At 68.8% G+C, this 12,525-nt stretch carries 14 protein-coding genes; 6 read left to right on the top strand and 8 right to left on the bottom strand.

Annotation, left to right across the window (positions count from 1 at the left end):
* Nucleotides 1-112 precede the first annotated feature (112 nt).
* From GC106_RS14855 to GC106_RS14865, 3 genes are read right to left on the bottom strand one after another with little or no spacing between them, the layout of a single operon-like run.
* Nucleotides 113-880, bottom strand: coding sequence for an alpha/beta fold hydrolase (locus GC106_RS14855; protein ID WP_173130041.1), 768 nt, complete (start codon nucleotides 878-880; stop codon nucleotides 113-115).
* Nucleotides 881-914: 34 nt separating this feature from the next.
* Nucleotides 915-1,838: an RNA polymerase subunit sigma-70 gene (locus GC106_RS14860; RefSeq protein ID WP_173130044.1), complete on the bottom strand. Its 924-nt coding sequence runs from the start codon at nucleotides 1,836-1,838 to the stop codon at nucleotides 915-917.
* Nucleotides 1,835-2,410, bottom strand: a complete 576-nt coding sequence (locus tag GC106_RS14865) for a TetR/AcrR family transcriptional regulator (RefSeq protein WP_173130047.1) — start codon at nucleotides 2,408-2,410, stop codon at nucleotides 1,835-1,837. Before GC106_RS14865 ends, GC106_RS14860 begins: the two co-directional genes overlap by 4 nt.
* Before the next feature lie 62 nt (nucleotides 2,411-2,472).
* Here GC106_RS14865 and GC106_RS14870 point away from each other — a divergent pair, with 62 nt between their 5' ends.
* The 3 genes from GC106_RS14870 to GC106_RS14880 all read left to right on the top strand — a co-directional run bounded on the left by GC106_RS14870 (nucleotide 2,473) and on the right by GC106_RS14880 (nucleotide 6,014).
* A complete protein-coding gene (locus tag GC106_RS14870) occupies nucleotides 2,473-3,318 on the top strand; it encodes an SCO6745 family protein (protein WP_312872656.1) in 846 nt (281 codons plus the stop codon).
* Nucleotides 3,319-3,327: 9 nt separating this feature from the next.
* Complete coding sequence (locus GC106_RS14875; protein ID WP_173130050.1) at nucleotides 3,328-3,672, top strand: VOC family protein; 345 nt, start codon at nucleotides 3,328-3,330, stop codon at nucleotides 3,670-3,672.
* A gap of 134 nt (nucleotides 3,673-3,806) precedes the next feature.
* A complete protein-coding gene (locus tag GC106_RS14880) occupies nucleotides 3,807-6,014 on the top strand; it encodes a terpene synthase family protein (RefSeq protein WP_173130052.1) in 2,208 nt (735 codons plus the stop codon).
* On the opposite strand, the gene GC106_RS14885 is transcribed toward GC106_RS14880, so the two are convergent.
* The 4 genes from GC106_RS14885 to GC106_RS14900 form a co-directional block, all read right to left on the bottom strand.
* Nucleotides 6,003-6,377, bottom strand: a complete 375-nt coding sequence (locus GC106_RS14885) for a VOC family protein (protein WP_173130055.1) — start codon at nucleotides 6,375-6,377, stop codon at nucleotides 6,003-6,005. The two genes, GC106_RS14880 and GC106_RS14885, sit on opposite strands and share 12 nt — an antisense overlap.
* Before the next feature lie 68 nt (nucleotides 6,378-6,445).
* Nucleotides 6,446-6,763 (bottom strand): hypothetical protein, encoded by a 318-nt coding sequence (locus tag GC106_RS14890; RefSeq protein WP_173130057.1) that lies wholly within the window; start codon nucleotides 6,761-6,763, stop codon nucleotides 6,446-6,448.
* Between the two features lie 71 nt (nucleotides 6,764-6,834).
* A complete protein-coding gene (rnhA, locus tag GC106_RS14895; RefSeq protein ID WP_173130059.1) occupies nucleotides 6,835-7,293 on the bottom strand; it encodes a ribonuclease HI in 459 nt (152 codons plus the stop codon).
* Nucleotides 7,294-7,316: 23 nt separating this feature from the next.
* On the bottom strand, nucleotides 7,317-8,945 hold the full coding sequence (locus GC106_RS14900) for a sulfatase-like hydrolase/transferase (RefSeq protein ID WP_173130062.1): 1,629 nt from the start codon (nucleotides 8,943-8,945) through the stop codon (nucleotides 7,317-7,319).
* A gap of 191 nt (nucleotides 8,946-9,136) precedes the next feature.
* Between GC106_RS14900 and GC106_RS14905 the strand changes: the two genes are divergently transcribed.
* Nucleotides 9,137-10,114, top strand: a complete 978-nt coding sequence (locus tag GC106_RS14905; RefSeq protein ID WP_173130065.1) for an MsnO8 family LLM class oxidoreductase — start codon at nucleotides 9,137-9,139, stop codon at nucleotides 10,112-10,114.
* Here the strand turns inward: GC106_RS14905 and GC106_RS14910 are convergent.
* Nucleotides 10,053-10,994 (bottom strand): sigma-70 family RNA polymerase sigma factor, encoded by a 942-nt coding sequence (locus tag GC106_RS14910; RefSeq protein WP_173130068.1) that lies wholly within the window; start codon nucleotides 10,992-10,994, stop codon nucleotides 10,053-10,055. The two genes, GC106_RS14905 and GC106_RS14910, sit on opposite strands and share 62 nt — an antisense overlap.
* Before the next feature lie 38 nt (nucleotides 10,995-11,032).
* Between GC106_RS14910 and GC106_RS14915 the strand changes: the two genes are divergently transcribed.
* Both GC106_RS14915 and GC106_RS14920 read left to right on the top strand, forming a co-directional pair.
* Nucleotides 11,033-11,599: a DinB family protein gene (locus GC106_RS14915; protein WP_173130071.1), complete on the top strand. Its 567-nt coding sequence runs from the start codon at nucleotides 11,033-11,035 to the stop codon at nucleotides 11,597-11,599.
* 120 nt (nucleotides 11,600-11,719) lie between these two features.
* Nucleotides 11,720-12,520, top strand: a complete 801-nt coding sequence (locus GC106_RS14920; RefSeq protein WP_312872657.1) for an isocitrate lyase/PEP mutase family protein — start codon at nucleotides 11,720-11,722, stop codon at nucleotides 12,518-12,520.
* Nucleotides 12,521-12,525 lie beyond the last annotated feature (5 nt).

Consider the following 12,525-nt stretch of genomic DNA (forward strand, 5'->3'; position numbering starts at 1 on the left):
AACTATGGCGTTCCGGCCGGGATCACCTGCCCGAACGGGCATCAGTTCGGACAGGACACCGTTAGATCAAATGGCGCCCAGCGCTCGCCGGAAGGCGGCTTCGCGCGGGCGGTTACCGCTGTGGCTGGGCGAGAAACCCACCCGGACGTCGAACCGGCATGATCGGCGCGGGCTCGGTGGTGAGGAAGTCCTCGACCAGCCGGGTGACCAGTTCCGGCTTCTCCCAGAACAACAGGTGCGAGGTCGCGGGCACGATTCCCAGCTGCGCCTGGGGGATCGCCTCGTACATGTCGACGATGTGCCGCAGGTGGATCATGTCGTCGTCGGCGAGCAGGATCAACGTCGGGCTGGCGACGCCGGCGGGATCAAGCGTCTCCCCGGCCTCCATTTCCGCGAATTTCCGTACCACCACAGGCATGTGGTCACGGCCGTCCGGCGAGACCTCGGCGTACCGGTCGACCAGTTCGGGCGGGAGCTGGGCATCCGGTTGCGGCAGGAACATCCAGCCGTCCTTGTCGTACGCGGTACTGACCAGCACCAGCTTGCGCACCAGTTCCGGGCGGCGCAACGCGAGCGCCAGCGCGACGTAACCGCCGGTGCTGTAGCCCGCCACGTGCGCGGGCCCGCCGACGACCTCTTCGAGGAACGCGGCCACGTCGTCGACCAGCATGTCGATGCTGACCGGGCCCTCGACGTCCGGTGTGCGCCCGTGGCCACGCCGGTCCAGCAGGTGGATCCTGAACCCGCCCGCCAGGTTCAGCAGGTTGCCGTCGAAGTCCCGGGAGTCGGAGAAGCCGCCGTGCAGCAGCACGAGTGGTTCACCGTCGCCGCGCACGTCGTACCACGAGCGGACGCCGTTGACTGTCACATAGTCGGACACGAGTGTCCCTTCCGAGGAGGCTGTGTTTCACCACCTAGGACGGGCCTGTGCCGGGAAACTCATCGCTCGCCAGCCCGAAAGCCGGAAAAAGGTGTCCTGCTTGCAAATACGTGGTGGTGTGGGTGACCAGTCCACCGGAGACCTCGTAGACCTGGAGCGCGAACGGCTCGCCCTTGAGGTACTGGCCGTAGACCGGCGCGCCGTTGGCGAAACCGGCGGGCACGAACGTGGAGATCTGGCAGACCGCCTCGGACCCCGCGCCGCGCAGGGCCGCCATGAGCTCGTCGCGGCCCCGCATCCACCAGGTGAACGGCGGCATGGACGACGTGGCGTCCTCGTGCAGCAACGTCACCAGCGTGTCGAGGTCGTAACTGGTGAAGGCCTTCATGTAGCGCTCGACGAGCCCTTGCTGGTCCTCGTCGAGCGGCTTCGCGGTGGGACGGGTCGCGAGCGTCACCCGGGCCCGTTGCAGCGCGCTGTTCACCGACGCGACGCTGGTGCCGAGCAGCCCGGCGACCTCGTCGGCCTTCCACGCCAACACTTCCCGCAGGATCAGCACCGCGCGTTGCTTGGGCGGCAGGTACTGCAGCGCCGCGACGAACGCCAGCCGGATCGTCTCCCGCTCCGCCACCACGTTCGCCGGATCGAGCACGCGTTCGTCCGGAACGGGTTGCAGCCAGGCGTTGTCCGGCAGGACGGCACCGAACTCGGTGCCCGCGGGGGAGGGGCCGGTGACGTCCATCGCGATGACCCGGCGTGGCGCGCCGCGCAGCATGTCGAGGCAGACGTTGGTGGCGATGGCGTACAACCAGGACTTCAGCTGCCCGTGGCGCTGGTCCTGCCTGCGCCACGCGCGCAGGAACGTCTCCTGCACCGCGTCTTCGGCTTCGGCCAGGGCACCGAGCATCCGGTAGCAGTAGCCGGTCAGCCCGACGCGGTACTCCTCGAGCTCGGTCATGGGCCGATGGTGCCACGGCCGACGAACATCACGTCGGCGAGCGTGCGGAACAGCTCCGCCGGGTCCTGGTCGCCGATGGCCCGGTCCAGGTTGCCCGCCAGTGCCAGCGTGGCGAAGCCGTGCGCGGTGGACCACGCGGCGAGCTGGGCCAGCGGGGCACTGTGATCTCCGGCCAGCGCCTTGACGGTTCCACGCAGCATCCTGCCCGTTCGCTCGCGCGCGGCGACGAGTTCGGGCGCGTCACGGTGGTAGAGGTCCGGGCGGTACATGACCGCGAAGTGCCCGGGGTGCTCCAGCGCGAACCGCACGTACCGCACGCCGAGGTCGATCAGCTTCGTCCGGTCCTCGGCGATCGCCTCGGCCAGCGACCCGGCGAGCAGTTCGTTACCCTCCACCGCGATCGCCGTCAGCAGGCCGGCCTTGTCCTTGAAGTGATGGGCGGGCGCGGCGTGCGAGACACCCGCGCGGCGCGCGAGGCCGCGCAGCGAGATCGCGCTGGGACCGTCCGCCGCGATCACGTCGAGCGCGGCGTCGAGCACGGCCCGGCGCAGGTCGCCGTGGTGATAAGCCATGCCAGCACGATACCGGCAATCTTGTCATTGACAAGATGTAGTCCGGGCTCGTAATCTAGTCGGTGACTAGATTGCGGAGGTTCTCCATGCGGCACATGTGGCACCTGCTCGAACCGATCCACGCGCTCGTCTACTACGCACCCGAGGTCTCCGCCGAACTCGCGAAGCTCGGTTACGACGTGGATACCCGCTGGCCGACCTATTTCCCCCTCAGAGCCGCGCCTTTCGGGCCCGCGAGCCCGCAGCTGGTGACCGCGACGTTCTACAGCTTCGCGCCCGGGATGGTCGCCAGGTACATCCCCGCGGCCTGGGACGTCGCGTCCCCGGCGGCGGTGATCGAGGCGCGCACCCGGGGCATGGACCAGGTCCTGCGCCGGCTGGCCGGGGACGTCGACCTGACCGAGGCGGCGGAGCTGGTCAAGAAGGTCGCGCTGGCGGCCGACATCGCCGGCCGGCCGCTGGCCGCGGCGAACGCGTCGCTGCCCTGGCCGGAGGAACCGCACCTGGTGCTGTGGCACGCCGCGACGATCCTGCGGGAACACCGCGGTGACGGGCACATCACGGCTTTGCTGACCGCCGGGCTCGATCCGTGCGAGTCCCTGGTCTCGTTCGCCGCGATCGGCGCCGCGCCGGTCGAGGTGTTCGCCAGCCGGGGCTGGTCGCCGGAGCAGTGGGCGGCCGCGCAGAGCAGATTGTTCGTGCGCGGCTGGCTGGACGCCGAAGGGCTCGCCACGCCGGAGGGCGACGAAGGCCGGGAGGCCGTCGAGCAGCTCACCGACGAACTCGCCGAAGCGCCCTGGTCGGTCATCGACCACGGCAGGCTCGCCGAACTGGTGCTGCCCGTGACGATGGCCGCGGTGGGGTCCGGCCTCCTTCCTTCCAAGACCACGCTGGGAATCCGCCGTTAGCGTCGCGGCATGACGATCCGCAGAGTGGTGCCGGCTGTCCCGTGCGCCGACATCCCGGCCAGTACGACGTTCTACGGCCTGCTGGGCTTCGAAGAGGTGATGAACCACGGCTGGGTGGCCGGGCTGGCGTCACCCAGCACCCCGGCCGCGCAGGTCCTGCTGGTCGGGGACGATCCTTCGGGCGTCCGCCCGGACCTGTCGATCGAGGTGGACGATGTGGACACCGCGCACGCCGACATGGTCCGGCACGGCGCCGACATCGTGTACGGGATCAGCGACGAGCCGTGGGGCGTCCGCCGGTTCTTCGTCCGTGATCCCAACGGCAGGATCGTCAACGTGCTCACGCATCAGTGAGGGCACGCGCCTTCCTCGGTGATTCAGCCATTCGTGTGCCCGAATCCGCCCAGCTGGGCGTACCCCCGTACGGCCGTTTGGTGCCAGGGTCGTCCGTGGGGCTGGCTGGTTCGAGACAGGAGTGGGCGCGTTCGATGCAGGCATTCACCTTGCCCGATTTCTACATGCCTTATCCGGCCAGGTTGAACCCACATCTGGAGAGCACCAGAGCACACAGCATGGCTTGGGCGCGCGAGACGGGGATGCTCGACGCGCCCAAGCCCGGCGGCGGTGTGGTGTGGGACGAGCACGCGCTCGCCAAGATGGACTACGCGCTGATGTGCGCGTACACCCACCCGGACTGTGACGGGCCCACACTCGATCTGGTCACCGACTGGTACGTCTGGGTGTTCTTCTTCGACGACCACTTCCTGGAGCACTTCAAGTACTCGCGCGACCTCGCCGGGGCACGCGAGTACCTCGAGCGGCTCGGCCGGTTCATGACCAGGGAAGGCGAGACGCCGCCGGAGCCGTCGAACCCGGCCGAGGCCGGGCTGGCCGACCTGTGGGCGCGGACCGTGCCCGCGATGTCCGCGAACTGGCGGGAACGGTTCATCACCAGCACCCACAACCTGATGGTCGAGTCGATGTGGGAGCTCGACAACATCAACCGCGGCCGGATCGCCAACCCGATCGAGTACATCCAGATGCGCCGCCGGGTCGGTGGCGCGCCGTGGTCGGCCAACCTGGTGGAGTACGCCGCCGCGGCCGAGATCCCCGGCCGGTTCGCCCGCTCCCGGCAGATCGAGGTGCTGACCGACACGTTCGCGGACGCCGTGCACCTGCGCAACGACTTGTTCTCCTACCAACGGGAAGTGCGGGAGGAAGGCGAGAACTCCAACGCGGTGCTGGTGTTCGAGAAGTTCTTCGACATCGGCACGCAGGACGCCGCCGAGCTGGTCAACGACCTGCTGACCTCCCGCGTGCAGCAGTTCGAGAACACCGCGTCGATCGAGATGCCCGCGCTTCTGCTGGCGTCCCAGGCACTTGTCGACGAGCAGACGCGGATCGCCGGGTACGTCAAGGGCCTGCAGGACTGGCAGGCGGGCGGGCACGAGTGGCACGCCCGGTCCAGCCGGTACATGAACGAAGGCGCCGTCACCGGGACGCCCACTGTCCTGGGTGGACCGAACGGGCTGGGCACGGCCGGGATCACCCCGGGCCGGCTCGGGCTCGAGGTCCGGGCGCGGCAGCATTCGTTCACGCCGTTCCGGCCGGTCGGGCACCTGCCGTTGCCCGAGTTCGCCATGCCGTACCCGATCAGGACCAGCCCGCACCTGCCGGCTGCGCGGGAGTATCTGGTCGGCTGGGGCCGTGACATGGGTTTCTACGATTCGGTTCCCGGCGTCGAGACGGGCGGTGTGTGGGACGAGCACCGGTTGCGGATCAACGACCTGGCGCACTGCGCGGCCATGATCCACGCCGACTCCGACCTGGAGCAGCTGAAGGTCTCGTCGGCGTGGCTGGCATGGGGCACGTACGCCGACGACTACTACCCCGTGGTCTACGGCGCGTCGCGCAATCTGGCCGGCGCCAAGGCTTCCTTGGACCGGCTGCGGTTGTTCATGCCGCTGGACACCGGTTCCGTTCCGGAACCGGGGAACCCCGTCGAGCGAGGGCTGGCGGACCTGTGGCAGCGCAGTACCACGGCTTTGCCGATGCCCGCTCGCCGTCAGTTCCGCCACGGACTGGAGTCCATGTTCGACAGTTGGTTGTGGGAACTGGTCAACCAGGCGGAGAACCGGGTGCCGGACCCGGTGGACTACGTGGAGATGCGGCGCCGGACGTTCGGCTCGGACCTGACGATCGCGCTGGCGCGGATTCCGCACGGGGACGTGATCCCGGACGAGATCTACCGGACCCGCGTGGTGCGCGAGCTGGAGACCGCCGCGATGGACTACGCGTGTTTCACCAACGACCTGTTCTCGTACCAGAAGGAGATCGAGTTCGAGGGCGAACTGCACAACATCGTCCTGGTGATCGAGCAGTTCCTCGGCGTGGACCGCTGGCAGGCCCGTGACATCACGGCCGCGCTGATGACCGCGCGGCGGGAACAGTTCGACCACGTCCTGGCCAACGACCTGCCGGCGCTGTTCGACGAGTTCGAAATGGCCGGGGAGACCCGTCAGGTTCTGCTCAGGTACGCCGGCGGGCTCAAGGACTGGATGTCGGGAATCCTGGAATGGCACCGGAAGTGCGCCCGGTACACCGAGGCCGAGTTGCGGCGCGGCCGCAACCCGTCGGCTCTGCTGCCGACGGGCCTGGGCACGTCCGCGGCATGGCGGCCGGTGCTACGCGTTTGAGCGCGGCTGGATCTGCTGGACCGCCCAGCTGTTGCCGTCGGGGTCGCTGAAGAACACGAACGATCCCCATGGCATGTCCGCGATCTCGCTGACCTCGATGCCGCGCTCGGTCAGGTACCGGTGCGCGGCCTCGATGTCGGACACCACGACCTGCAGGCCCTTCACCGAACCGGGTTCGGCGTCGGTCACGCCCTTGCCGATCGCGATCGAGCACGCCGAACCCGGCGGCGTGAGCTGCACGAACCGGATGTCCTCGCTGACCGTGTGGTCGTGGTCGGCGGTGAAGCCGGCCTGCTCGTAGAACGCCTTGGCGCGGTCCACATCGGACACGGGGACGGCGACGAGTTCGAGCTTGAAGTCCATCGGGCCACTTCCTTCGTTCGGGGTGTGGCACCAGCCTATGACCCATTGCGGCCACTTCCTGGCCGCAATCAGGGTCGGATCGCGGCCTCGATCGTCGTCGCGGCGAAGGCACGGGCCTGTTTCGCGGGACCGTCCAGGCCAAGCGCTTGCGCGGACGCGTTGGCGCCCTCCCAGATCAGGACCAGCCGGTCGGCCAGCGCCTCCGGGGCCCGCACGCCGTCGAGCTGGGCGGTCAGCTCGCCCAGGCGTGCGCGGACCCAGGTCTTGGACGCGACGGCGCCCTGGTGCGCGGGCAGGTCGGGATCGGGGAACTCGGCGAGCGTCATCATGCAGGCGCATCCGCGGAACTCGTCCGGGGTCATCTGCTCGACCAGTGAGTCGAACATGGCCAGCAGCTGGTCTCACCGGCGAGGTGATCGAGGTCAACGGCGGGTTGTACCTCGGTCCGCGAGCGGCGCTACACCACTGATTTCTTCGACTCTGCACACCCACGCACGGCCAGCCGGTCAGCACGCTCGTTGTCCGGATGGCCGGCGTGGCCCTTCACCCAGTGCCACTCGACCTGGTGCGGCTCGGCTGCGGCAGCCAGCCGTTGCCAGAGATCCGCGTTCTTCACCGGCTGTTTGGCCGACGTCTGCCACCCGTTGGCCTTCCAGCGCGGCAACCACTGCGTGATGCCGTTGCGCACGTACGAGCTGTCGGTGTACAGGTGCACGACCGACGGCCGGGTCAACGTCTCCAAAGCCTTGATCGGCGCCATGAGCTCCATACGGTTGTTCGTCGTGGGCGTCGGCTCCCCGCCGTACAGCTCCCTCTCGTGCTGCCCGTAGCGCAGCAGGGCACCCCACCCGCCTGGCCCTGGATTCCCACTGCACGCGCCGTCGGTGTAGATCTCCACAACCCGCTGTTCACCCACGCAAGCACCGTACCGGCACTGGCTCACCGTGCCAGTGGGTGCGGCCCGAAGGCGATCAGGAACCGGTCGCGGAACGCCTGCATCGGCCACACCGGCGCCTCCTGGCCCGGGTTGAGGCCGTCGTGCCAGCCCCAGCTCGCGGTCCGTTCGAGCACGGCGGGGTCCTTCGCCACGATCGTCACCGGGACGTTCCGGGTCGCGCCGTCACCCGTGACCACAGGCGCGGGCTGGTGGTCACCCAGGAAGACGAGCACCAGGTTCTTGTCGCCGTAGGTCTCCACGTAGGAGATCAGGGTGTTCAGCGAGTACTGGATCGACTTGCCGTACGCGTCCCTGGTCCTGCCCGCGTCGTTCCACACCGCCTCGGGCTTGGTGCCGTTCTCCACCTGCGGGATGAAGATCGATCCGTCGCCCACGGCGTTCCAGTCGATCATCTGCGGCAGCGGCACGAACGGCGTGTGGCTGGACACCAGGTCGATCTCGGCCATCACCGGTTTGCGGTCGGTCCTGGCGCGCTCGTTGCGCTGGAACGCCGACAACGTGTACTGGTCCGGCATCCGGGCGTAGAAGAAGTTCTTGCCCTTGTAGCCGGAGGTGTGGGCGTCGTAGTACTGGTCGTAGCCGTAGATTTCGCCTTCCGGCCACGGCTTCATGTTCTGCGGCACGACACCGACGGTCTTCCAGCCCGCGCGCTTGAAGGCCTGGCTGAGCGTGAACCGGTCGCCGGTGACGAACGTGTCGTAGCGCTTCTGGTTGTTGATCAACACGCCGGACTGCAGCGTGGAGTGCGCCAGCCAGCTGCCGCCGCCCGAGGTCGACGAGGTGATGAAGGCGCTCTTGGCCTCGAACCCGGCCGCCCGCAGCTTGCTCGTGCCCGCGTCGAGCACGGCGTCGACGCCCGGGGAGATCACCGGGTCCTGGATGGCGACCTGGCCGTAGCTCTCGACGAACGCGATGACCACGTCCTTGCCGTGCAGCCCGGTCAGCAACTCGTTGCCCGGCGTGTCGCGGAACGCGTCGACCGACGCCTCCTCGTCGTACGCCTTCGCGTCCTGCAGGCTCGTGCCGATCTGACGGGCGTGGTCATACGCCAACGCCACCGCACTCCGGCTGGCGAGTGGCTGACCGAACGCCGCCGCCCCGATCCACACGACGCCCAGCACGGCGAGCGCGCGCGTCGCCGCCGTCCGCCGTCCCACGACGACCCGCGACAGCCGCATCACAGCGAGCGCCATCAGGACAACCACGGCGACAGCGAGCACCGCGGCCCCGATCGCGGCGGCGACCGCCCCGCCCTGGCCGATCGCGCCGGCGAGGAACTCGAAACCCGGGCCGAGGAAGCTCCAGTCGAACACGGGGTCGAACGGCCGGGCCAGCGTCGTGTGGAAGCCCATGTCGAAGAACTTCCAGATCAGCAGGACACCCAGCAGCGCGCCGGCGACCGCCGCGGTGATCCGCCTGGCCTTCGGCGGCAGCACGAGCATGAGCGCGACCCCGGCCAGACCTTCCAACGGAATCCGCAGCACCGCCCACGGCGTGAGCCGGCTCAGCTCGTTCGGCACGACCAGCGCGACCAGGACCAGCACGAACGCCAGCGCCGTGATCACCTTGGCGGTGATCCGCCGCCACTTCGGCACGCTGTCCGTGGTCATGTACCGCCTCCGCCTTTCCGTCTGCCGCCGGACAATTGTCGAAGGCAGCCGCCACTAGATGTACGGACGCTGCCAGGGGGAGGTTCACCGTCCCGCCAAGTTAGCGGCCGTGCCGCCCAGGCATCGACTCGCCCCGGCGTGGTCTGCGCAACGTCGGGGAATCCTCGCCGGCTCAGGGCGTTGACCTTGGTGTGACACCGACCAAGCTGTCCATTCTGGACCGCTCGAGCACCCGGGTGGGCAAGAGCGACGCGCAGGCGCTGCGGGACACGGTGCGCTTCGCCCAGCAGGCCGAAGCGCTGGGCTACCACCGGTTCTGGGTGTCGGAGCACCACAGCGTCCCGGGCGTGGCGGGATCGGCGCCGACCGTGCTGGCGGCCGCGATCGCGGCGGCGACGTCGGCGATCCGCGTGGGCACGGGCGGCGTGATGTTGCCCAACCACCAGCCGTTGGTGGTCGCCGAGCAGTTCGGCGTGCTGGAGTCGCTGTATCCCGGGCGGATCGACATGGGTTTGGGGCGTTCTGTCGGGTTCACCGACGGCGTCCGGCGTGCGCTGGGGCGTGACAGGGACGCCGGGCGGGATTTCGGAGCCCAGGTGAAGGAGCTGCTGGCGTATTTCGACAGCGGCCGTGACGGCGTGCACGCGCTGCCCGCGGAAGGCCTCCGGGTTCCCGCGTTCATCCTGGCGACGGGCGAAGGCGCGGACATCGCGGCTGATCTGGGCCTGCCGGTGGTGGTCGGCGGCCCGAAGCTGGCGCAGGCGGCCGCGCGGTACCGCGAACGGTCCGCGAACCCGTACGTGATCCTGGCGGTGAATGTCGCCGTCGCGGACACCACCGAGCAGGCACGGCGTTTGCTGCTGCCCGAGGCCTGGTCGATGGTGTACTCGCGCTCACACGGCGTTTTCCCGCCGCTGCGGCCGGTCGACGACCTCGACCTGACGCCGCGGGAGCGTGACCGCCTCGAACGGAGCCTGCAAGGCCAGATCTACGGCACCGAGGACGAAGTCGTCGCCGCGTTGAACCAGCTGCCGCCGGCCGACGAACTGCTGATCACGCTCAGCACGTTCGACCGTGACGAGATGCTCGACTCCTACAGCCGCCTGATCACGGCAGTGACGCGGGCAGGTCGAACCGCTGGAAGTGCTCTGGCCCGAGGAACGACGTGATCGCCGCGATCCGGCCGTCACGCAGGGTCAGCACGTTGATCGACCAGGCGCGGCCGTCCAGGTAGGCGGCGACGGCAGGTTCGTCGTTCGCGCTGGTCGGCAGGTGCTTCCACGAGCCGCAGGTGAACGGCACCTTGACGGCGTGGTCCATGACCGCGTCGACACCGCTGTACCAGGCCGCGAGTGGCGGCATGGACCAGGTGACGTCCTCGGTCAGCAGCGCGACGAGGGCGTCGGCGTCACCACGTTCCAGCGCGCCCGAGTAGGCGGCGACGATCTCCTTGACGCGGGTGTCGTCGGTGGCCCGCAGCTCGGTCCTGGACGGCACCTTCTCCGCGATGACCTTGCGGGCCCGTGCCAGCGCCGAGTTCACCGACGTCGTCGACGTGTCCATGATCTCGGCGATCTCGGCCGCCGAGTACCCGAGCACCTCGAAGAGAAGGAGGGCCGCGCGCTGGTTGCCCGGCAGGTGCTGCAGCGCCGCCACGAACGCCAGTTCAATGCCCTCGCGCTGCTCGTAACGCTGGTCCGGATACGGCTCCAGCCACGCGACGTCCAGAGCGTTCTGATTGAGCACCGCGTGTTCGCTGGCCGGGCCGAGGTCCATCGGCATGGCGCGTCTGCCCCGCGTCTCGGCGATGTCCAGGCACGCGCGCGTGGCCACCGTGTACAGCCACGTGCGGAGTGAACTGCGGCCTTCGAACGAGCCGAGCTTGCGCCACGCCTTGATGAGCGTGTCCTGCAGTGCGTCGTCCGCGTCGTGCGTGGAGCCGAGGACCCGGTAGCAGTGCGCGTGCAGCTCCCGGCGCAACGGCTCGACCAGGCGCGCGAACGCCTCCGCGTCACCCTCCTGGGCCTGCTGCAGAAAAACTTCGCTCATGGCCGACGATTCTGCCGCAGGGCGGCCGTCTCACCGGCATGAAGAACGAACTGCACACGTACCTGCGTGACATCCGCAAGGTCATGGTCTGGAAACTCGACGGGCTGTCCGAGTACGACATCCGCAGGCCACTGACCCCGACCGGCACCAACCTGCTGGGCCTGGTGAAGCACCTCGTCACGGTGGAACTGCTCTACTTCGGCCACGTGTTCGGCCGGCCGGTTCAGGAAGTGGTGCCCTGGCTGCGCAAGGACGCCGAGCCCAACATCGACATGTGGGCGACGGCCGACGAGTCCCGTTCGGACATCGTCGGCCTCTACCAGCGCGCCTGGGCCCACGCGGACAGGACGATCGACGAGCTCACTTTGGACAGTGTCGGCTATGTGGAATGGTGGCCCGACAGCGAACCGACGCTGCACCGCGTCCTCGTCCACGTGATCGCGGAGGCCCATCGGCATGCCGGGCACGCCGACATCGTCCGCGAACTCGTCGACGGGTCCGTGGGACTGCGTGAAGACAACGACCTCATGCCGCCGGGCGACGAGGAGTGGTGGGCCGGCTACCGCACCAAGGTGATCACGGCGTCGGAAGGTTTCACCTCGTAGGAACGCGGTGTGGTGGCGGATGGCCGGTGAGGCGTTCGACGACGGATCTCCGGTCACCGCCACGATCCGGGCGGAACTATGCGTTTGAATGATCGCCGGTCGCCCGGCACAGTGAGGACCGTGACTGACAAAGCCGCGCGGTTCCGCGCCCTGCACGAGCGTCCAGAGCCTCTCCTGCTGCCGAATCCGTGGGACGCCGGGACGGCCCGGCTGCTGGCGGGTCTCGGCTTCGAGGCCCTGGCCAGCACGAGTCTCGGCGTGGCCAACACGGTCGGCCGCACCCACGTGACCCGGCAGGAAGTGCTGGACAACGTCCGGGCGATCGACGACGCCACACCGTTGCCGGTGAACGCCGACCTGGAGAACGGTTTCGCCGACGACCCCGCCGGCGTGGCGAAGACCATCGAACTGGCCGCGCGATCCGGCGCGGCCGGAGCGTCCATTGAGGACTACACGGGTGATCCGCGGCGGCCGATCTACGACTTCGAGCTGTCAGTCGACCGGGTCCGGGCGGCGGTGGAGGCGGTGCGCTCCCTGCCGGTTCCGCTGGTCTTCACCGCGCGAGCCGAGAACCTGCTGCACGGCGTCAACGACCTTGACGACACGATCCGACGGCTTCAGGCGTTCGAGGAAGCGGGTGCCGACGTGCTGTACGCGCCGGGACTTCGCACGCTGGAGGAAATGCGTGCGGTGGTCTCGTCGGTGGGCAAGCCCGTCAACGTCGTGATGGGGTTCGCGGACCCGTCGATCACGCTGGAACAGTTGGGCGAGATCGGCGTACGGCGGGTCAGCATCGGCGGTGCGCTCTCCAGGCTCGCCCTCAAAGCCTTCATGGACGGCGCCACCCAGATGCGTGCGGGCCGCTTCGGGTTCGTCGCCGACCTGCCGCCGCTGTCCGAACTGCACCGGTCGTTCGGCTGAGGGAC

This window comes from Kibdelosporangium persicum, from assembly GCF_013280595.1.
Lineage (GTDB): Bacteria > Actinomycetota > Actinomycetes > Mycobacteriales > Pseudonocardiaceae > Kibdelosporangium > Kibdelosporangium persicum.

Excerpts from the sequence above, each read along its gene's own strand:
- GC106_RS14860 (WP_173130044.1), bottom strand. The coding sequence starts at position 1,838 with ATGACCGAGCTCGAGGAGTACCGCGTCGGGCTGACCGGCTACTGCTAC.
- GC106_RS14865 (WP_173130047.1), bottom strand. The coding sequence starts at position 2,410 with ATGGCTTATCACCACGGCGACCTGCGCCGGGCCGTGCTCGACGCCGCG.
- GC106_RS14875 (WP_173130050.1), top strand. The coding sequence starts at position 3,328 with ATGACGATCCGCAGAGTGGTGCCGGCTGTCCCGTGCGCCGACATCCCG.
- GC106_RS14880 (WP_173130052.1), top strand. The coding sequence starts at position 3,807 with ATGCAGGCATTCACCTTGCCCGATTTCTACATGCCTTATCCGGCCAGG.
- GC106_RS14885 (WP_173130055.1), bottom strand. The coding sequence starts at position 6,377 with ATGGACTTCAAGCTCGAACTCGTCGCCGTCCCCGTGTCCGATGTGGAC.
- GC106_RS14890 (WP_173130057.1), bottom strand. The coding sequence starts at position 6,763 with ATGTTCGACTCACTGGTCGAGCAGATGACCCCGGACGAGTTCCGCGGA.
- GC106_RS14900 (WP_173130062.1), bottom strand. The coding sequence starts at position 8,945 with ATGACCACGGACAGCGTGCCGAAGTGGCGGCGGATCACCGCCAAGGTG.
- GC106_RS14910 (WP_173130068.1), bottom strand. The coding sequence starts at position 10,994 with ATGAGCGAAGTTTTTCTGCAGCAGGCCCAGGAGGGTGACGCGGAGGCG.
- GC106_RS14915 (WP_173130071.1), top strand. The coding sequence starts at position 11,033 with ATGAAGAACGAACTGCACACGTACCTGCGTGACATCCGCAAGGTCATG.